Source organism: uncultured Psychromonas sp., from assembly GCF_947489755.1.
In the GTDB taxonomy this organism is placed as follows: domain Bacteria; phylum Pseudomonadota; class Gammaproteobacteria; order Enterobacterales; family Psychromonadaceae; genus Psychromonas.
Map to the genome: position 1 here is coordinate 18,631 of NZ_CANLFB010000029.1, position 21,877 is coordinate 40,507.

The 21,877-nt window shown below is 35.0% G+C and carries 15 protein-coding genes; 5 read left to right on the top strand and 10 right to left on the bottom strand.

What is annotated here, in order from left to right; translation table 11 throughout:
* Window positions 1–50 precede the first annotated feature (50 nt).
* Together Q0794_RS14510 and Q0794_RS14515 are read left to right on the top strand one after the other, a co-directional pair.
* Window positions 51–2,462 (top strand): diguanylate cyclase, encoded by a 2,412-nt coding sequence (locus Q0794_RS14510; protein WP_298943077.1) that lies wholly within the window; start codon window positions 51–53, stop codon window positions 2,460–2,462.
* Window positions 2,463–3,000: 538 nt separating this feature from the next.
* On the top strand, window positions 3,001–6,723 hold the full coding sequence (locus tag Q0794_RS14515) for an EAL domain-containing protein (protein WP_298943078.1): 3,723 nt from the start codon (window positions 3,001–3,003) through the stop codon (window positions 6,721–6,723).
* 260 nt (window positions 6,724–6,983) lie between these two features.
* On the opposite strand, the gene Q0794_RS14520 is transcribed toward Q0794_RS14515, so the two are convergent.
* Window positions 6,984–7,892, bottom strand: a complete 909-nt coding sequence (locus Q0794_RS14520) for an EamA family transporter (protein WP_298943080.1) — start codon at window positions 7,890–7,892, stop codon at window positions 6,984–6,986.
* Window positions 7,893–8,165: 273 nt separating this feature from the next.
* Between Q0794_RS14520 and Q0794_RS14525 the strand changes: the two genes are divergently transcribed.
* Entirely contained in the window at window positions 8,166–9,095 is a 930-nt protein-coding gene (locus tag Q0794_RS14525; protein WP_298943082.1) for an AraC family transcriptional regulator, read from the top strand.
* A 404-nt stretch (window positions 9,096–9,499) separates the two neighbouring features.
* Here Q0794_RS14525 and Q0794_RS14530 read toward each other — a convergent pair whose 3' ends face one another.
* From Q0794_RS14530 to Q0794_RS14545, 4 genes are all read right to left on the bottom strand, one after another.
* Window positions 9,500–10,078 (bottom strand): HupE/UreJ family protein, encoded by a 579-nt coding sequence (locus Q0794_RS14530; protein ID WP_298943084.1) that lies wholly within the window; start codon window positions 10,076–10,078, stop codon window positions 9,500–9,502.
* A gap of 309 nt (window positions 10,079–10,387) precedes the next feature.
* Entirely contained in the window at window positions 10,388–10,792 is a 405-nt protein-coding gene (locus Q0794_RS14535; RefSeq protein ID WP_025563811.1) for a hypothetical protein, read from the bottom strand.
* 142 nt (window positions 10,793–10,934) lie between these two features.
* On the bottom strand, window positions 10,935–11,345 hold the full coding sequence (locus tag Q0794_RS14540; protein ID WP_298943089.1) for a DUF3010 family protein: 411 nt from the start codon (window positions 11,343–11,345) through the stop codon (window positions 10,935–10,937).
* 51 nt (window positions 11,346–11,396) lie between these two features.
* Entirely contained in the window at window positions 11,397–13,385 is a 1,989-nt protein-coding gene (locus Q0794_RS14545) for a DNA topoisomerase III (protein ID WP_298943091.1), read from the bottom strand.
* Window positions 13,386–13,613: 228 nt separating this feature from the next.
* Between Q0794_RS14545 and Q0794_RS14550 the strand changes: the two genes are divergently transcribed.
* Window positions 13,614–14,237, top strand: coding sequence for a hypothetical protein (locus Q0794_RS14550; RefSeq protein WP_298943093.1), 624 nt, complete (start codon window positions 13,614–13,616; stop codon window positions 14,235–14,237).
* 169 nt (window positions 14,238–14,406) lie between these two features.
* On the opposite strand, the gene Q0794_RS14555 is transcribed toward Q0794_RS14550, so the two are convergent.
* From Q0794_RS14555 to Q0794_RS14565, 3 genes are all read right to left on the bottom strand, one after another.
* Complete coding sequence (locus Q0794_RS14555) at window positions 14,407–14,763, bottom strand: DUF1294 domain-containing protein (protein WP_298943095.1); 357 nt, start codon at window positions 14,761–14,763, stop codon at window positions 14,407–14,409.
* A gap of 38 nt (window positions 14,764–14,801) precedes the next feature.
* Entirely contained in the window at window positions 14,802–15,326 is a 525-nt protein-coding gene (locus Q0794_RS14560) for an NADPH-dependent FMN reductase (RefSeq protein ID WP_298943097.1), read from the bottom strand.
* A 716-nt stretch (window positions 15,327–16,042) separates the two neighbouring features.
* Window positions 16,043–16,282, bottom strand: coding sequence for a PA3496 family putative envelope integrity protein (locus Q0794_RS14565; protein ID WP_298943099.1), 240 nt, complete (start codon window positions 16,280–16,282; stop codon window positions 16,043–16,045).
* 373 nt (window positions 16,283–16,655) lie between these two features.
* Here Q0794_RS14565 and Q0794_RS14570 point away from each other — a divergent pair, with 373 nt between their 5' ends.
* Complete coding sequence (locus tag Q0794_RS14570) at window positions 16,656–17,708, top strand: aldo/keto reductase (protein WP_298943101.1); 1,053 nt, start codon at window positions 16,656–16,658, stop codon at window positions 17,706–17,708.
* A 92-nt stretch (window positions 17,709–17,800) separates the two neighbouring features.
* On the opposite strand, the gene Q0794_RS14575 is transcribed toward Q0794_RS14570, so the two are convergent.
* A complete protein-coding gene (locus Q0794_RS14575) occupies window positions 17,801–20,215 on the bottom strand; it encodes a DNA polymerase II (RefSeq protein ID WP_298943102.1) in 2,415 nt (804 codons plus the stop codon).
* Window positions 20,216–20,457: 242 nt separating this feature from the next.
* Window positions 20,458–21,732 carry a uracil-xanthine permease family protein gene (locus Q0794_RS14580; RefSeq protein WP_298943104.1) on the bottom strand — a complete coding sequence of 425 codons (1,275 nt, stop codon included), beginning with the start codon at window positions 21,730–21,732 and terminating at the stop codon, window positions 20,458–20,460.
* Window positions 21,733–21,877 lie beyond the last annotated feature (145 nt).

Below are 21,877 nucleotides of genomic sequence, written 5' to 3' on the forward strand. Positions count from 1 at the left end.
TCTCTACTATGTTTTTATTTGGATTTTACAAAAAGAAAAGGAATTCTTTAGTGCCAAACATTGTAAGGCTGTGTATTTGTTTACTTGTATTATTTAGCAACCTACTATCAGCAAATGAATTGAAACAAGTAACACTACAACTATCATGGTACGAGCAATTTCAATTTGCTGGTTATTATATGGCCAAAGAAAAAGGCTTCTATAATGAAGCAGGTTTAACGGTAAATATAAAACCTTTTGATATAAAAAACCAACCTCTTACTGCGCAGAAAGTAACAAATGGTGAAATTGATTTTGCGGTAGCCAAAGAAACCCTGATTCTTTCTAAGTCTCATAATGAAAAAATAGTCTTGTTATATGCACTCTTTCAATCAAGCCCCCTGGTCTTATTAAGCACTAAAGCATCACGCATAAAAGCATTTGAGGACTTTTCGGATAAAAGAATAATGGCAAGCATTACTGATGCTCAGCAGGCATCATTAAAAGCCATGCTTACCTCTAATGGCATTAAAGAAGATAAATTAACCTTTTTACAACACACTCATCGCATAGAAGACTTAATAAATAATAAAACAGATCTTATATCTGCTTATATCTCCAAAGCTCCTTATTATTTAGAAAAAATGGGCGTGGAATATAATATTTTTAATCCAAAAGATTATGGATTTGATTTATATAGTGACTTTTTATATACAAGTGAACGCTTTATGGCCAACGATCTTGATACCGCTAAGGCATTCAGAGAAGCATCTCTAAGGGGATTTAAATATGCCTTTGATAATATAACTGAAACGGTCGATGTCATATTCGAACAATATAATGAACAAAAATTAACTAAAAAAGCATTGTTTTTTGAAGGTACGGAACTTAAAAAATTGGCTTATTTAAACACCTCTAAAATTGGAGTGATCAACGAAAACAAAATTAGAAAAAGCTTCGAACTTTATAAAGTATTAGGCATTGAAAAAGAGACGATTGATTTCACTCAACTTATTTACAATGCTAAAGAACCGACGATATTTTTAACCGAACGTGAAAAAAGTTACCTAGAAAAAATACAAAAAATAACACTCTGTATCGATCCTAACTGGTTGCCTTATGAAGGATTTGACAATAATGGGAAACATATTGGCACTAATACAGAGTTTCTTGATATTTTTAGAAAGCAACTTCCTATCCCAATAGAAACAGTCGAAACAACTTCATGGAGTGAATCTGTTGTATTTGCACAGCAAAGAAAATGTGATTTATTATCTTTAGCGGCATCAACCCCTGAAAGAAAGAAGTATCTTAACTTCACATCCCCTTATTTAATTTTCCCTCTTGTATTGGTTACTAAAACACACTCCCCTTTCATCAATAACTTCACCCTCTTAGCAAATAAAATTATTGGGGTACCTAAAGGGTATGCTCATCAAGACATTATTAAGAAAAATTATCCGGACATCATAATAGTAGAAGTTGAAACAATAAAAGATGGACTTGAAAAGGTAGCGAATGGCAGCCTTTACGGATTTATTGGTAGTTTGAACACTATCGATTTCTTTTTAGAGGATGAATTCTTAGGTAAACTCAAAGTAAGTGGTAAATTTGATGAAGATAGAAAAGTAGGTATAGGGGTGAGAAATGATGAGCCATTATTATTGAGTGTTTTTGAAAAGTTAGTTAGCAATTTATCTCAAGAACAAATAAATAATATTACGGAAAAAAAGACATTAATTAAATACGTAGATAAAGTCGATTACAACTTATTGAAGTGGATATTATTTATCGTATTGATGATCGTGTTGGCATTTTTATATAGGCAAAGTGTACTAAAAAGTTTAAACAAAAAACTTAATAGGAAAGTAGCAGAAAAAACCAAAGCTTTACTCTATTTAAATGCGAGTCTTGAACTCAGAATTCAAGAACGTACTGAAAAAATAGAGCACTCAAAAGAACTATTACAAAATGTTGCTTATCGAGATCACTTAACGGGTATTTTTAATCGACATTATCTTTTAGAAAAATCCGACTCCTTTTTTCAAGAGTCTGATTTATTTAATCATCCATTATCTATATTGCTGATAGACATCGATTATTTTAAAAAAGTAAATGATGTTTATGGTCATATCACTGGCGATAAAATATTAAAATACTTTGTAAAAAATATACAGAAAACATTAAGAACAGATGATTTATTTGCCCGATATGGGGGAGAAGAGTTTATATTACTGCTACCTAAAACGAGTCTCAATGAAAGTTTAATCGTGGCCGAAAAACTCAGAATTATCATAGAGCAAAACCCATATCACTCCGAAAGATTAAATACTGCTATTAATATCACTATTAGTATAGGAGCAAGTCAATATAAAAAAGGAGATATATTAGAAGGGTTAATCGATAAAGCTGACTCCGCATTATATCGCGCTAAAGAAGAAGGAAGGAACCAAGTTCAAATAACCAGTAGAGAGAGCCTTTAATGCAATAAAGTAGAGTCATTTATTAGAGAACATAATGCCAGTGATGACAAGCATAACGTCATAGAGGTGCAATATTGTAAGTTATATTAGATAAAACGTTTAAGCATGTGATCAATGAGTAGTATTGGTTTATGATTTCATAGTATATTTATTTTTTACAATAATTTGTCTTTACACTCGCATTATTTACTCCTTTATTTTTGTGACACTCTATACCTATCATTTAATATCTATAAGTAAGAAAAATTATAATAAGGCAATAAGTAATATAGAACAGTACGAATAATAAACTTATATCGGCCAAATCAGCTGTACAGCAAGGAAAAGAAATGGCAGAACGCGAAGATCATTCACCAATATCACTAAAATTACAGTGCTTTTTATATGCTTTCTGCTATTTATATTCCTTTCAATATAAAGTGATTAATCAACTCGTTTTACCTATAGAAAGAGATAAATTAAATTTAATCACATTCATTTTAACAGTCACTCTCATTGTATTTTTGTTTTATACCTCACTTTTATCTAGTCAAAAGTTATGAATGTAAACTCATTTCCTAACTTGGTACTGAATAATTCAGATCCGTTATTTAAAATGATTTTCAGCCAACAGCTTCAATATATGGCGGTTCTTTCTCCGGATGGGCAAGTGCTAAAAGTGAATGACATCGCTTTAACTTTTCAAGGTAAACCAGAAGTAGATTATATTGGAAAGCTATTTTGGGAATCCCCTGCCTGGTGTAATACACCAGCATGGGAAAAAATTTGGAGAAAAAGATTAAAAAAATCTTCTAATCTAAAGCAAATGGTTATATTTGAAGACAGCTTTCAAATGACAGATAGTCTTCGAATGAATGACAACTCTAACGTTAATATTCCCCTCCAAATTAAAAATACGATTGACGATAACGATAACGGTGACGTTGACGTTGACGTTGAAAGCAGTTTTCAAATTGACCACAATGCTATTTACTATGCAAATACATCTATCACCCCTCTCTATACACCTGAAAATAATGACCAACTATCAGGCTATATTATTCAAATAGTTGATATTACCAAACAGCGTAATATAGAAAATCAACAAAAAAAGAATGAAACTAAATTAGAGTTGGTTTTAGAACAAAGTTGTATTGGTAATTGGGAACTTAATCTTGCAGATCAAACGTCTCATCACTCTCTGATACATGACCAAATATTTGGTTACGACTCACTAGTGCCTGATTGGACCTACGATACATTTCTTCAACATGTATTACCCGAAGAAAAAGACGAAGTTGATAACAAACTCCAACAAGCGATGGCGAATAAAGTTAATTGGCATATCGAATGTCGAATCCGTCGAAAAGATGGTGAAATACGTTGGATTTTAGCCTCAGGCGGGCATACCTTAGATGTATCAGAACAAACAAAATTGATTGTCGGCATAGTACAAGATATTACAGATTTAAAACTCGCAGAAGAAATTAACTTACATCATCATGCTGAATTAAAGAGTTTATTTAATGCTTTACCTGATACTTATTTTCGAATTATGTCCGATGGGGTTATTTTAGATTACCATACACAAAGTAATGATAAATTTTATAATGATTCAAACGACTTTATTGGTAAGCGCTTACAAGATATTTTTCCACAAGATATAGGCTTACTTTTTCAATCTAAAATGAATGAAGTACTACAGACAGATCAGATACTTACTTTCAAATATCAACTAATGATTGACGATAAAATCACTTATTTTGATGTCCGTCTTAATAATATTGGCTTTAATAATCAACTAATTTGTATTATTCGAGATGTTAGTAATGAATTACGTTCTCAAGAGTCTTTAGCCGTTAGCGAGCAATTGTTCCGAACTATTTTTGAACAAGCAACCGTTGGCGTTGCATTAATCAGTTTCGACATAAAAAGTGTCATTCGTATTAACCAACGATTTTGCGATATGGTTGGTTATGGTATGGAAGAAATGTCTGATGTGAACATTTTTGAAAAAATTACACACCCTGATGATTTAGAAAAAAACTTAAGCCATAGAAGAAAAATATTAACGGATGAGCAACATGAAGGGACGATAAAAAAACGCTATATTCATAAAGAAGGCCATATTATTTGGGTTGAATTAACCGTTTCACCTACTCGCCAAATTGGTTCTCAACCTAAAACTATTATTGTCATTGCTCAAGATATTAGTAAACGTAAAAAAGCAGAAGATAAACTTCAATTATCTTCAAAAGTATTTAGCGATACTAATGAAGGAATTATCATAACTGATGCTAATAAATTAATTGTTGATGTCAATTCTGCATTTTTTAAAATAACAGGCTATAGCAGAAAAGAGGTTATTGGCAAATCCCCCTCTTTGTTAAATTCTGGAAAACAAAGTCCTCAATTTTATGAACAAATGTGGCAATCAATTAAAGAAAGTGGTCATTGGCAAGGCGAAATATGGAATAGAACTAAACAAGGAGAGCTTTACGCAGAGCTCCTTAATATTACATCATTGACTAACGAAGATGATCAAATAACCCATTACATTGGTGTGTTTTCAGATATCACCAGTATTAAGCAGCAACAAGAAAAACTTAACTTGATGGCTCATTATGATGTATTAACTAAATTGCCAAATCGAGCTTTATTTATAGATCGATTCCATCAATCAATCGCCCATAGTATACGTACAGGCCATCAACTTGCCATATGCTTTTTTGACCTAGATGACTTCAAACCTGTGAATGATAGTTTTGGTCATGACGCAGGTGATCATTTATTAATTGAAGTCGCTGAACGCATTACAGGCTGCATCAGAGAAGAAGATACTGTGTCACGACAAGGTGGGGATGAGTTCGCAATATTGCTTAATGACATTAAATCCAATTCACAATATGAAGCAACGATTAAACGCATTCACCAAACCTTAGCAGTACCTTATATCATTGACGGTGTTCAACACCAGATAACCGTTTCTAGTGGCATTACTTTATATCCATCTGATGAAGGCGATATAGATACATTATTACGTCATGCAGATCATGCGATGTATCAATCTAAGTTAGCCGGTAAAAATCGTTCAAATTTATATAGCCCAGATTCCGATCAACGAATCATTAAAAAGAACCTCCAATTAGAAGAAATCAATAACGCTTTAGAAAACAATGAATTTCAATTGTACTATCAACCAAAAGTTAATATGGCAACAGGTAATGTCTTTGGTGTTGAAGCTTTAATTCGCTGGTTCCACCCAGAAAAAGGATTGCTTCCCCCGTTAGACTTCTTACCTCTGATCGACGGTACACCATTAGAAATTAAAGTGGGAGAATGGGTTATTAAAAATGCTTTACAACAACTTGATAACTGGCAACAACAAGGCATTAAATTAGAAGTTAGTATTAATATTGCTTCTAATCACCTGCACTCTTCTTCTTTCTTTATTATGCTTGAAAAACACTTAGCAGAGCACCCTTCTGTTAATGCAAAATATTTACAATTAGAAATACTAGAGAGCTCTACTTTAGGTGATCTCAATACAATTACTCATATTATCAAGGCTTGTCAGAGTGGCTTAGGTGTCACCTTTGCATTAGATGATTTTGGTACAGGCTACTCATCACTAACACACTTAAGAAGTTTACCTGCGGAAACGATAAAGATTGATCAAAGCTTTGTAAGAGACGTGCTTGATGACCCAAGTGACTACTCTATTATTGATGGTGTTATTTCGTTAACAAAATCATTTAATCGTAATGTTATTGCTGAAGGCGTTGAAACAACAGATCATGGGTTAATACTTTTACTGATGGGGTGCGAAAAAGCCCAAGGATATGGCATCGCTAAGCCGATGCCTGCAATAGACTTTTTTCAATGGCTAAATCATTACACACCAAATACAGAGTGGCTAGCCTGTGGAAGCACACATTACACAAGGAAACAAAACACGTTAGCAATTTTCAAATTAATGACAACAAAATGGAAAGAGAAATTACAAAATAAGATTTTATCGTCACATGACGTCATTTCATTTTGGCCTATCTTGGATAATGAATTTTGTCATTGTGGTAATTGGCTCTATCTTCAAAAACAAACACAGTTACTTGATGAAGAGGAAATCCAAAAAATTGAAAACATACATTATAAAATTCACGACATTGCCAATTCAATACAACATAAATATCAAACAGGAAAAATCCAAGAAGCGCGGAATGATTTAACAGAATTAGAATTAGCTTTTAAAGAAATGCATAACGCACTAAGTTCAGAATAAATAGTGAATAACTCAAAGCGTTTAGGCAATTCCTAGCGAGATAACATAGATAGATAAAGTATAGGTACATAACATGGATACATAACATAGATACATAACATGGATACATAACATAGATACATAACATGGATACATAACATAGATACATAACATGGATACATAACATGGATACATAACATGGATACATTACATGGACATACCGCTCTATATGCTAATTACCGATGTTTATAGAGAGTCATTAGCATATAGACAAACCATCGTTAGCTTGGTTGCAATACTGTTTGTTTACAACGAGAAAATAAAGGTTTCTTACGTTGAGTCAATACATTCCCTAATATGACTAACACCAACCCTAATGTTGACAATAACGTCCAGTGATAATCTTCAAAAACAGCGGATGCACTTAAGGCTACAATTGGTGTTAATACTAATATATAAGCGGCATTACTCGCCCCTAAGCGATCTACCAATATAAGATAAAAGGTAAATCCAAGCACAGAAGCAGGAATAGCAAGATACAATAAACTGCCTATGTATTCTGTCGTCATCGTAAATTCAAAAGACAGCCCTCGAACTAAAATAATCAACAATAATGCAGCACAACCATAAAACATCGCATAACTGGTTGCCGTAAAAGGCTGAATATTATTTTTTGTATTACGTATGCTAAGCATATTACCAATGGAAAAACACCAAGTGCCTAGTAGGGCAAAAAACAGTCCGTATAACGTATCTTGTGACCAGTCTGTTTTCAGTAAATCCCCTGTAAATAACAAACTAATGCCAGCTAACCCTAACACCACACCTAACCAAAAATTAGCACTAGTTTTAGTTTGATAAAAAAAGCGACTATGCACCGCATTAAAAATAGGAGCCGTCGCCATGAAGACAGCGACTAAACCGCTCGGAATATATAAAGTTGCACTGTAAAAAGCTAAGAAATTACAACAAAATAAACAAAGACCTTGCAGCGCTAAAAAAGGTTGATCTCTTGGTTTTACTGGTTGAAGTTTTCGCCAACACTTTCCAATGATGAACATAATAATGACAGCAATAGCAAATCGATAAAAAATAGACACTTCCATTGGTACATTACCATGTTGCCATTTAATCGAAATCCACGACAATCCCCAAATAAAAACCATTGATATATAAAGTAATACTGACATTGTTTACCCTTAAGAATAAAACTTATAATAGAATCACATCATGCAGTATTTAACTTATAAGAAATATCACAATCCCATTAAAACTAACACAATATTGCGGTTTTATAATCATGGCTAACGTCGAAAGCAGAGTATAAGTTGAGCTATTTAATATTAGTGTTAATGTGAGTATTAGAGTTGTCTTGGCCATTTTTTAGTCGTTGATAAAAACGGCTTATAACCATTTACGTCCTCCTATAATATTTTATAGAGGAGCCTATCAATGCAATGTTTATGAATGATATTACTATGGATAATCTTAGTGCGGTGCATACCAATATAAAGAAAACCAATTTACATTTTGAGTCTTCTAATACTAGCTTTCAACAATCAGCTAACAAAGTCTGTTTAAGAGAAAGATCTTTAACGGATGCATTATCTTGGGCGCATTATCAGAATAAAAATGAACATGTCTATTATATAAATGAAAAACAACATACCTTAAGTTTATATCTAACAGGTGGGTATCAAACACATCGCACCGACATTCGTTCAAGATTTGGTGCACCAGGTAAATTTTGTTTAATGCCAAAAGACTCTGAAAGTCATTGGCAACTTGGTCAAATGCAACAGTTTATGCATTTGTACTTTAATGATGACTACCTTAAACAACTTGCCTTGAAAGTATTTGATATTGACCCACGTATGTTACAACTACCAGAATTAAACTTTACTACCGATGTGGCAACTGAAGCTTTATTTCGACACTGTATGGCAACCAGCGATTGGCAAAGTAAAGATAACCATTTAGCGATGGAGCAAGTTACCAATACGATATTAGTGTCCATGATACAAAATATGGGAATGGCTAAGCTAATAGGCCCTATCAAAGGAGGCTTATCGCCAAAGGTGACATCATTAGTGTGTGATTACATGCAAGCCAACTTTCATCGCCAAATTTACCTTAGTGAATTAGCAGAATTAGCCCAATTAAGTGAATACCACTTTTGCCGTATGTTTAAACAGAGCCTAGCACAAACACCCCAGGCTTATTTATTAAGCATTAGAATAGAACAAGTTAAATTACGACTACATAATAAATTAGAAAGCATCAGTGACGCTGCTTTACATTGTGGTTTTTCTAATCAAAGCCACATGGGACGATACTTTAAAAAATTAGTGGGGATATCACCACGTCAATATCGCAATGTTATTGCTAGATAAAAACGATGTAAATAGAAAACGGTTGAAGGCGGTGAATAAAACGGTTTAATAAAGCGTTTCAATAAACCGTTTTACTTAAAAAGCCATTGCAGCTACTGACATGACAACAATCTCAAGTGAATTCAAGACATCATTAATTAGCTCATTTTACCATAATGATAAACTCAACCGAGAAAACATCATTGTCTACTTGAGAAACACCGAGGTTAATCTTACATTTTGCGTAAGATTAAATATTAAAATAATATATACATTCTTTAATATTCACCCTTATTTTTGGGTTCTGCTTTAGAACCTTGTTTTAAAAAATTGTTTTAAAAGAAAGGTGAATTAATTAAAGAATCGATAAAGATAAAACTAATTTATAACGTTATTTATAAATTAGTTTGTAGGATTTAATGCTATCACATTACAAACATGTGAAAGCCAACGCCTGCGATACCAGCGCCTAAGTATCTTAATAATTGAGCACCACTTTTTAGTTTCAATAAGACAAGACCAATGAAGACACCTGCAATATGTATGATCGCAGTACCAGCAACAAAACCAAGTGCGTAATACATAGGTTTAGCTAGATAAGGCATTTCTGAACCATGTGCATGGCCATGAAAAATGGCAAAGATGCCAACAAACAGCATTGCTAGCAAAGCGGGAAATTTTTTCTCTGATGCAATAGAAAGGCCTAATGCAAACACAGACAAAATAATGCCTAATTCAACAGAAAAAAGTTGAATATCTTCCATACCAAGAATGCCACCAATCAGCATAACGATGACAAAAGTGGCAGGTACTTTCCATATTGCTTTCCCTCCCATTTGAGCACTCAAAATACCCACACTTAACATAGCAAGAAGATGGTCAAATCCTAGTACAGGATGACTGAATCCAGACATAAAGCCACCAGCACCAGGTACAGTGTGTGCGTAAGCTAAATTAGGGAGAACTAACATGATTCCAAGCAGTGTAATTAGTACTTTTTTCATTCGATTACCTATGAAGTTTATTATTATTGTTTTTATGATAGATAGTTTATGACAAATGGCTTTATTACAAATAGTGCTCATAATCCTTATTGCTATCAATAATCATTAAGTTTAATGAAATTAAAAAATTATGCGAGAAAAAGTACGATAAAAAGTCATCATTATGTACTCAAAGAGGCTAATATTTCACTAACCTCTTTGAGTACAATAAGATCCTATTTTAGATAAAATTATATTTTTTCATAAATAGAGTGGAGAAGACTCACAACCTTTAAGTGTTGAGAATAAAGCTGTGCTGAGGAATATTAATCAACTCTTATTAGATTTCAGTGAGCGTAAAAATAGCCCAAGCCCACCAACGGACAATACTAAAATAACAATAAGATCAAACGAGGTCATAGTACGCATACTGAACCTGACGCTAGATATAACGCCAAAGATTAATGCAGTAAGAGAGCCAATAGAAAGGATCCAACCTAAAATGTTTCTAGCATTATAAAAGATAAGGCCGATACCAAAAATAAAAGGGATCATCACCATACCACTGGTAATGCCCATACCACCAAAGTTATTAAAACTATAAAGTCGAGAGCCAAAACCAAAACTGGATGTCACCGTGATAGCATTAAGCAGCATATAAAATCCACCGCACATCATAATCAAACCAATGAAAAAGTTGCCAACACCGCCTGAACTTCCACCTGCTCCATTCATCTTATTCTGAACCTTTTTATGTAATTGAAATAACTTAGGTTAATATCATAAAAGTATAACGAATAAAGCAGTGAAAGTACCCTAGTAACCGATATTAAATTAGTACTTTTAATTTAACAAACCAGTCCTAATTGCCAAGAACTCATTGCATTCCTGTTATCGCAGTAAGGTAGGCATCATGTTGATATAGTTTAAGCGAGTCTGGTAACTCGATATTATTTTTCTTTTGCATTGCTGATATTGTTTGTGGTGAAATCAACATCACGTAGTTAACTGCTAAAATTTGAATTAAACCTTCCATTTTAAACGTATTCGCCCCACCAGCAAACCGCCCTATTTTTCCACGTTTTTTAATAAATATTTTTTCTATCTGATTATCGAGAACAAACGTCTCAATGGTTTCTTTGAAAGATAAAACGTCAGCATTAATATCTCCATCACCTAATGAAACTTTCTTTGTTTTTAAGTTGATATGATGAAAGTCTTCACCCTCTGTTTCTAAGACCACTAAAATGGCATCACTTGCTTTTAACTCTATTCCACATATTTTCATAATAATCCTTTTTAGAAAGCCTAATAACGCCATCACTTATCTTAATAAAGCTTACTTAGTCACTGCTCTTTTCGTCTTAGGTTTAGCATTCGTACTAGCCTTAGTCGTTTTCTTAAAGCCCGTTGTTTTTCTAGCCGTAGACTTTCGCTTAGAGAACGATTTTTTAAACCCTGCTGGACTAGCCGGTAAATTAACTAATGCTTGCGGACCATCAGCAATCGCTTTACTGATAATATTGCCTAGTTGATCTTGTAATGGGAATACAAAGCCTTGATAAGTTTGTTCCTTTTGGCTGATCGCATTTAACTGCATTTCCCACAAGGCGGTCATATCTGGTAAGGTTAAGCTATCCGGTAAACTTTCAATGAGCTTTCGACCGACTTCTGTTGCTTGAATAGTTTTACCGATTCTTTGTAAGAATTGACGCTTAAACAGTAATTCAATAATGCCCGCTCTAGTCGCTTCTGTTCCTAACCCATCTGTTTCTTTTAGTATTTTTTTGAGCTCAGGATCTTTTACAAAACGTGCAATATTACTCATTGCTGCCAACAAGGTTGCATCAGTAAAGAAAGCGGGAGGCTGTGTATTTTTATCTAGCACTTCGCCGCGCTCACAATGTAAAACTTGGCCTTTTTTGAGCGTGGGTAAAAAGCTTTCAGTTTCTTTTTGTGGGAAGAGTATCTTCCAGCCATCGCTTTGTTTTGATTTTGCTTTACTAACAAACAAACCTTGGTTTATTTCAATTTCAGCAATGCATTCCGCATAACAATAGTCATCATAAAATTGGCAAAGATACTGACGCGCAATTAATTGATAAATATTCTTTGAAATTAAGTCTAACGTGTTGGTTGATTTTTTGGTATCCGTAGGAATAATCGCATGATGCGCATCTACTTTGCTGTCATTCCATGCACGCCCTTTAATGGTTAAATTGGCACCTTGTACAGCTTCTTGCATCGCACTGTCATTATTCGCAATGGCTTGAGTAACATACTTAGCCTGTTGATGATGATTGCGTGGTAAATAACGCGAATCTGAACGTGGGTAAGTAATTAATTTATGACGTTCATAAAGTGCCTGTGCAGCATCTAATACTTGTTGTGCGCTGTATCCAAACCGTTTTGCCGCATCAATTTGTAAACTAGATAAATTATAAGGTAGTGGCGCGACCTGTTTTTTATTTTTATTAATAAAGCTTTTAACTGTTGCAGGTTGGTTAGTAATGCGCGCCGCAACGTTCTCTGCTAATCCTTTAACGAGAACACGACCTTCAGAGTCCTGATAAGGTGCACAAGCGTCACTCGGTTGCCACTTAGCAGTAAAGTTAGGCTGGTTTTGTTGTTGGTTAATAACTTGGCAGTGCGCGAGTACTTCATAAAATGGTTTACTAACAAACTGCTCAATTTCTTTATCACGCCTTGCGACTATGCCCAATAAGGGTGTTTGCACTCGGCCAACCGAGATCACCCCTTTGTAACCGGATTTTTGCGCTAATAAAGTATAAGCTCTGGTTAAATTTAAACCGTATAACCAATCTGCACGGGTTCTTGCTAAAGCAGACGTAGAAAGTGGAATAAAATCTTGATTTGAACGTAATTGTTGCAATGAACGTTTAACAGCATTAACCGTTAAATCACTGATTAAACAACGTTCTACTTGTTTTAATTTATTGCCTTTTACGCCACTAAAATGAATCACTTCATCAACGAGAAGCTGACCTTCTCGATCTGGGTCACCCACATGTACCAACTGCTCAGCTTGTTTAATTAACTTTTTTAAAATGCTTAATTGTTTACTCGTAGTGGCAACCGATTTTAGTTTCCATTTCTCAGGAATGATTGGCAGGTGTTCGAATTTCCATTGCTTAAAACTAGGATCATAGGCTTCAGGATCAACTTGTGTTAATAAGTGTCCAATACACCAACTAACGACATCGCCATTGCCTGCATAGATACATCCATCCGCTTTACGGTGTGGTTTTGGCAGTGCATCTGCAACGGCACGTCCTAAGCTTGGCTTTTCAGCAATATATAATTTCAACGAACACTCCAACTGTTTTTATAAACAGTATTTTATATAGTGTAATAATTCAAGTTTTAGGGGCCTTTATTTACAACTAGTTTTACTATTGTTTGACTAATCACCAATGACTCTTAAAATACTCCTCATATTTAAGGTATAACACCCACATCAATTAATTAGCTTAACTTGTTTTATATAAATATATTCAGAATAGACTAATGAGTATCACCTCATAGGAATTGAGATATGAAAATGTCAAAAAAAATAACATCATTATGTTTTAGCACTGCCTTATTACTGTCAGCCTGCGGTTCTGAGGAAAATACTGAAAAGCAAATAAGCGAGCCAATGGCGATTGATCTTCAAGAAGAAGTCCAACAAACCAGTGAGGCTAAACCAACTTTATTAGAAAGAGCAAAAATAGCCGCTTCTGCAGCGAGAAAAACAGATCCCACTAAGTCTTGGGATGCCGTAGGTAAATCCAGCGAAGAAATTTGGGAAAAAAGTAAAAAGACCAGCCAAGATATTTTAACGTTAGGCACAGAGTCGAGTAAAGAAGCCTTGCAGAAAAGCAAAGAGATAGGTCAAGAGATCTGGGCAGATAGTAAAGAAGTAAGTATAGAGCTTTGGGAGAATGGTAAAGGCTCTAGTGAAGACGTCTGGAATGAGAGTCAAGAAACAACTAAAGCACTTTGGGATAATGGAAAAGAATCTAGTACTGAATTATGGAATGAAGGCAAAGAAACCGGTACAGAGCTTTGGAATGAACATGCTGAAAAATTAGAGGGCCTATTTGATAATAATGAAAATACGTCTGAGAATGATGCATTTAATAAAGCTAATGAAGCATTTGAGGCCGATGATATTTAATATTGTTTGAAGAGTTCGGAACACTTACTTTGCTTATAAATTGAATTAAGTAGCTATGTGTTTAGAGACGATGTTTAAGGTTATATAGAAAAGAAATGTTTGGAGGAGAGACTTCAAAATAAGTCATTGTAATGGTTCTTTGTAATGCTTCTTTGTAATGGTATGGGTCTTATCTGTCATTAGGCCAATACAATAAATAACCCACTACTATTATGACGTTAACAATACTCATAAAATAAAACCACCGACGAAAACTCGCCTTGCTGGTTTTGTGATTAAAGACTATTTGACCTAACACACTTGCAGGCCAGCCAGATAATAGCGCTAAAGCATAAAAGTGTTTTTCAGGTGTTCTTTGCCAATGTTTGATCGCTGCCAGTTTATCCATGCCATAAAATATAAAACTTAATAAGTTACTAGTGGCTAATAGATATAGCGACCACACAGGTAGCCGCTGTATTGATTGGTAGTAAAAAATAAAAGCGATATAAGTAGTGGAGATAAGTAATAATAAAAGGTTTTTCATTTTTATTTACTTTACCTTTATTACTTTGAAAAAAACTATTATTTTAACGTTGAAACCATCGCTAACAATGCTGCTTTAATTTCTACACCAACAACTTGGTTTGTCACAATATCAAAATTATCAAAAAAGTTAGGTACTGACAAAGACCCTTTTACATCCGCTGCAAAATAAGTTGCCGAACCAACAGCAGAGGCTAACACAGAAGATGCGCCACCCGGCCCAGGAGAAGTCGCTAACATTAAAATAGGTTTGTCTTGATATACTTTCATATCAATACGAGAAGTCCAATCAAACAGATTTTTATAAGCTGCAGTATAAGAACCATTATGCTCTGCAAAAGAGATAATTAATGCATCTGCTTCTGTAATTTTGTCATAAAATGCTTGAGCTTGCTTTGGTTTACCTAACTGCACTTCACGTTGAATGCTGTAAATAGGCATTTCGAAGTCGTTAATATTGATTAACTCAATGTCTGCATCTGGGATTAAATGTGCAGTATATTCTGCTAACTTATGGTTGATAGAATTTTCTGAGTTACTGGCTGCAAATGCGAGTACTTTCATGCTGAGCTCCTTATTATACCTACAATCTAAAATAGCCGGACAATAAACTATAAAAATAAGGTATCAAATATCACTTAATGAATAACTAATTTTATCTGTCATCACAATCTTTTAATGCAACAAAAATGTCACAATATAACGATTATGTTACTACTATGTAACTGTAAATCAATGCTAATAAGATATTGGTAAGCAAATGTCTTATCTACTTAATTTTTGATTAAATATAGAGAAGAGCAATGACGACACTCTTTCATTTACCATCACATTAACGCTCGACATTAGATCATATAGAACTGATAATTGATATCATTATCGAAAACTAATAGTAAGTTTAACGATCCAATTAACACTCTGTAAAAAACCATCTAAAAAGAACCGCTTCATTTTAATCGCTCATTGAATTTAGCTTTTAGATCTTTTAACCATGTTTAATCTGCTTCAACAAGTTCATTTTATAGCACTGCAATGATACCCATCGCACTCATTAACTGATCTATTTTACTGGTTAAAATAACTTATTTGATGTAATCGATATGACATCAAAAAAATAGTCGAAAAAAAAGGCTGATGTTTCCATCAACCTTTTTAATCACAGATAAAATTGCTATATCCCGTGTAATTTCATTTAGAGCGTCATCAAAAGCATAAGATATCAATGCATGATTCTTGAAACCCACTAGTACACAGTAAATAGAATTTATCAGTCCAAATTTTTAACTGTCGAGGTAATCTAAATCGTCGTAATCATCACCTAATAAATCTTTTAAACGTCTTCTTTCTTTAATTTCTTCAATGCTACGGCGAACTCGCCCTCTTTTTCTATCATTCATTAATGCTTGTTTCTTTTTAGTCGATGAGTCGTCTTCATTCCAATCATCTTCAGAAAAAAAATCATTCACATCTTGTACATCATCGTCTTCAGTTTGTAGAGAGTTTGTATTGGTATTTGTCATTTTAGTTCTCCAATCATGACAGTATTGCTAAGCCTTTATCGGCTTTTTATAACTACAAAAAAATTGTTTTTGACACGTCACGTATAAGCGTTTTTATCTTCAATTAAATAAAAAACTATACCCTCTCTTTTTAACCCATTATTCAAAAAATTCAATAAAAATATTCAATTTAGATTAACTAAAAATTCAATTTCTATAAAATATGAGATTTAAACGTTATTTTGACGTTAATTTCGACCATTAATTATCAATCCTATTATCATATTTATAAGTTCAGCTTAATGCTCCGACCACTTCTCTCCGGTAATATACAAAAGAGCCATAAGCAGTTACATTAGTCGACTAATTTCGACAATAATAAAAAAGGGTGAATATGCAATTTTCAACTTTAGGCAGTAGTGACGAATCCGTTTCTCGTGTTTGTTTAGGTAGCATGACGTGGGGGTTACAAAACAATCAGCAGGATGCCGACCAACAAATTGCCTACGCATTAGCGCAGAATATTAACTTTATTGATACTGCTGAAATGTATGCAGTGCCCCCTTCTGCTGACACTTACGGTAAAACAGAATCAATTATTGGGCATTATTTAAAAAATAATAAGAGTCAACGTAAAGACATCATATTAGCGTCTAAAATTGCGGGCCCAGGGCTACCTTGGGTAAGAGAAGGTGGTCCTATCACAGGTGACACTGTGATCAGTTCAGTAGAAGCCTCTTTAAAGCGATTACAGACAGATTATATCGACCTATATCAATTGCATTGGCCAAATCGTCAAACGCCTCACTTTGGTCGTAATGCCCCAAATCATTTTAAATTTTCTGATAGTGATAGTGCAGAACAAACAGAATCGATGTTAGATATTTTGCAAGGTTTGGAAAAATGTGTGAAAGCAGGAAAGATACGCCACTGTGGCTTGTCTGACGATACACCATGGGGCATAAATAGTTTCTTAAAGCTCAGCGAACAACATAACCTGCCGCGTATGGTTTCCATTCAAAATGAATTTAGTTTATTGCATGCGAAAGATTGGCCATATTTAATTGAAAACTGTGTACATGAAAATATCGCTTATTTACCTTGGTCACCATTAGCAACAGGCATGTTGAGTGGCAAGTACCTTAATGGCGCCCGTCCTGAAGGGAGTCGTTGGACACTTCAACAGCGTAATGGTTTATATAGGGATACCGAAACGAGTCAAGCAGCAATTAAAGCTTACCAAGAAATTGCAATGGCCAATGGCATCACCACGGCAGAGCTAGCATTGAAATGGTGTGACCAAGTTGATGGTGTAACGTCGACTATTATTGGTGCGACAACAATGGCGCAGTTGAAAGAAAATATTAATGCCTTTAAAGATCCGCTATCAGAACAAGCTTTATCAGATATTAGTGCGGTAATTAAATTATACCCAGCACCTTATTAATAAAACGTTAATCTCGATTTAGCTGAATATTATCAAAAGCCGATGTCTGTAAAGCATTGGCTTTTTTGTATCCACTAAAAAAGAGATATTCATTAAAACAACGACATTTGATCTGACGTAATAAGATTAAAATCTTTACCTAAAACAGGTAAAATAGCTTCTGCAATGGGCTTTAACTGCTTATCAATATATTGCTGATAATCAATATCAGAATGGCAATACTCTTGTGGTTCAGGGCCGTTAACCGTTAATAAGTACCCTATTCTACCATTGCGTTGATAACGTAACGGTAAACCTAGTGCCGCATTTTGTTGATCCGCTAACCGCGCAGCCCTCACCTGAGGGGGGATATTTTTCACATAATCAGCTAATGGACGACGTAGACGTTTGTGATAAACCAATTTGTCGTCTAACAAGCCTTGTTTTAATTGTTCAATAGTGTCCATGATATATTCATCGACTGGCATTTCTGCAAAGACTTTTTGATACAATGTTTTTTGAAAAGTTTGTGCCAACTCAGTCCAATCTGAACGCACGGTTTCTAACCCTTTAAACACCATTTTTTCGCCAGTCTCTGTCACAGTTAGCCCTGCATAGCGTTTTTTAGAGCCAGTATCTTGCCCACGTAAGGTTGGCATAAAAAACTTAGAAAAAGCGGTTTCAAACTCAATCTCTAAGAAGCAATCTAAATCAAACTCATCGCGTAATAAGGTTTCCCAATGCTGATTAATATCAATCGCTAACTGCTGTCCAATTTCATTGGCTTGCGCTAGATTTTTACAGTCTTTTAAATAGACAAAAGTAGAGTCAGTATCGCCGTAAATAACTTTCTGCCCTTTGCTTTCAATAAAGCGTGCCGTTTGCTGCATGATTTGATGACCACGCAAGGTAATCGAACTCGCCAATCGAGTATCATGAAATCGACAACCTGCTGAGCCTAATACCCCGTACATACTGTTCATAATAATTTTAATGGCATGTTGGAAAGCGTTATTTTTTTCTTTTTTCGCCTGCTCTCGCGCACTGGTTAACGTATTAATGATTTTAGGCAAATGGTGCTCTGTACGACTAAATCGGGCGCCTCTAAAACCAGGAATAGTCTTTTCCTTCGGCTCTAACAACCCTTCTACCATTCCTAATGGATCAATTTTAAAACTACGCATAATATTTGGATACAAAGATTTAAAATCAAGCACTAATACCCATTCATATAAACCAGGAATGGAATCCATCACAAATCCACCAGGTGAATGCTGTGCTTGTACATCTCCTAAGTTGGGGGCGATGTAACCGCTACGGTGTAATAAAGGTAAGTATAAGTTAATAAATGCAGCAACCGAGGCGCCCCGTCTTTCTAACATCAAACCGGTTAACCTAGCGCGTTGAATCGTATATTCTGCTAATTGCTTATCTTCAAAAATACGCTCTACTAACAAACAATCTTGTAGATTATAACGAGCCAGTGTTAACGGTTCTTGTTCAAATTGGCGTTTTATTTCTAAGCCTTTATCGCTATTAGTTGCAATTAACTTACCTTCACCAAATAAGCTTTGACTCACAAACTCCAAGCTATAACTTTCAAAATGTAAACTTGCGTTTTTTAAGGCATCAATACCATCCAACACAACTCGACCATTTAATATGACCGAACCAGATTCAGGATCATCTCGGTGTGTTAGCCATTTTAATGCGCTACCGTCACGACCAATCGTTAAAGGTACATTTAATAATTGTGCTCGTTTTGCTAATAAACGCATGTCAAAATTAGCCACAGCCCAGCCAATAATGGCATCGGGATCATAGCGTTCAAACCAGATAATTAATTGTGATAATAATGCCCGTTCATCTTTAACCCAGATGATATTGATATCGGTCGCGGCTTGCGGTTTACCAATCATCAATACGGTATGATGCGCTTCTTTTTTCTGTCCAACATTCCCCATGCTCAATGCAATACTGTACAACTCACTTTGCGGACTACATTCAACATCCAATGACACCATTTTTAATGTTGCATTGGCTTTGATGACATCAGGATCGATTTCGCTCGCAATGGTTGCATGCTGACATGACCAATAGCTGCCTAACCAATCTATTTGTCCTGACACTTTCACTAAACCATAGATAAACCGTTCCATTAAGTAACGATCGCTCAGCTTAATATCACCTTCATAAGTCGCAATGCTTTGCTGCATTAACGCTAATTGGCACCACTTGTGTAGTTGTTGCTTAAAGGTATAAACAGCACACACTTTTTTGCCATTAAAGGTTTTAATATCAAGCGGACGGACAAAATTAGGCTGACAATTTTCTTGTTTCCAAATAGCTTCGGCTTGTTCTCGTTGATCTTGTTCAATTAAAAAAACATAACGCTGTTGTGGAATAACAAAACGACAAGGTCCGCGTTCGGTGCTTAACCAAAAAACAAGATCAACGCCATTCGCAGTCTCAATTTGCTGACGCGATAAAATCAAACCAGATAGGGAAGTAATAGAAGATTCATTCATAGGGTGCATCATAAAGGAGTTTATAAGAAAAGGTCATTATTTATGAGCATAAGCGATAGCTTAATGAAATTAATTTTTTGATAATAAAGATTTAATGATGAACATAGCTATTTTAGATAACTATTGCAGATAACTATTGGGAATAAATACTCAACAATAAACATTTAAGATTCAGATTAAGGCAAAAAACAAATAAGGAGCACGAATGCCCCTTACTTTTGTAACCTAGTAACGACTAAGCGTTATGCTCGATGACGTGGTAATACTAGATTAAGTAAAATAGCCACTATCCCACAAAGACTAACACCTTGTAAGCTGAATGAACCAATACCTAATGCCATACCGCCAATACCAAACACCAAGGTAACTGACACAATACACATATTACGTGGTTGCGATAAATCAACACGATGACGGATCATCGTATTTAAACCAACAGAGGCAATCGTACCAAACAACAACATCATGATCCCGCCCATTACCGCACCAGGAATGGTTTGTAATACTGCACCAAACTTACCAACAAAGGCAAGTAAAATGGCAATAACCGCCGCCCACATCATAATTTTAGGGTTAAAGTTACGCGTCAACATAACCGCACCAGTCACTTCAGAGTAAGTTGTATTAGGTGGACCACCAAATAATGACGCAGCACTAGTCGCAATACCATCGCCAAATAAGGTACGGTGTAATCCAGGTTTTTTCAGATAGTTTTTACCCGTGACATTACTGATAGCAAGAATATCACCAACATGTTCAACAGCAGGCGCAATGGCAACAGGGATCATAAATAATACCGCATGCCAATTCCATTCAGGAGCAACAAACTTTGGAACACTTAACCATGCTGCATTAGATATTACAGTGAAATCTAAAATACCAAAAAACAGCGATAACAAGTAACCAACAATCACACCACAAAAAATAGGCACTAATTTAAAAATACCTTTCGCTAATGTCGAGACGATCAAGGTGGTAATCAAAGAAGCAAAAGAGATGATCATCGCGGTATTTTGGTCAATCAATACCATGCTTGCATCCCCCGTTTTACCCAGTGCCATATTCACAGCAACAGGCGCTAAGCCAAGACCAATAACCATGATCACTGGCCCCACTACAACAGGAGGTAATAAATGATGAATGAATTCAACACCTTTCAGTTTTACAGCGCAAGACATCAACATATAAACTACACCGGCAGCAAACAAACCAGACATAGTCGCAGGGATACCCCACGTTTGAACGCCGTAAGCAATCGGAGCAATAAAAGCAAAAGAAGAGGCTAAGAAAATCGGAACCTGACCTTTAGTGACTAAATGAAATAACAGCGTCCCAATACCAGCAGTAAATAAAGCAACATTAGGATCGAGGCCAGTGATCAAAGGCATTAAGACCAATGCACCAAAGGCAACAAATAACATTTGAGAACCCGCTAGCATTTGTTGAAATATATTAAGATTGGCGGTGAGATCTTGTTCAGGTAGCGTGGATTGGTCTTCTGGGGCAACATCAGACATGAATAATTCCCTTTAATAATTTACATTTGAATATTGTTAGCACGCTGACTTAAATATTATATTAAATCAACATACTCAATTTTTTAATAAGGCAATCATTCACCTTATTTTTATTTATTAATACTATTTATTAATACTATTTATT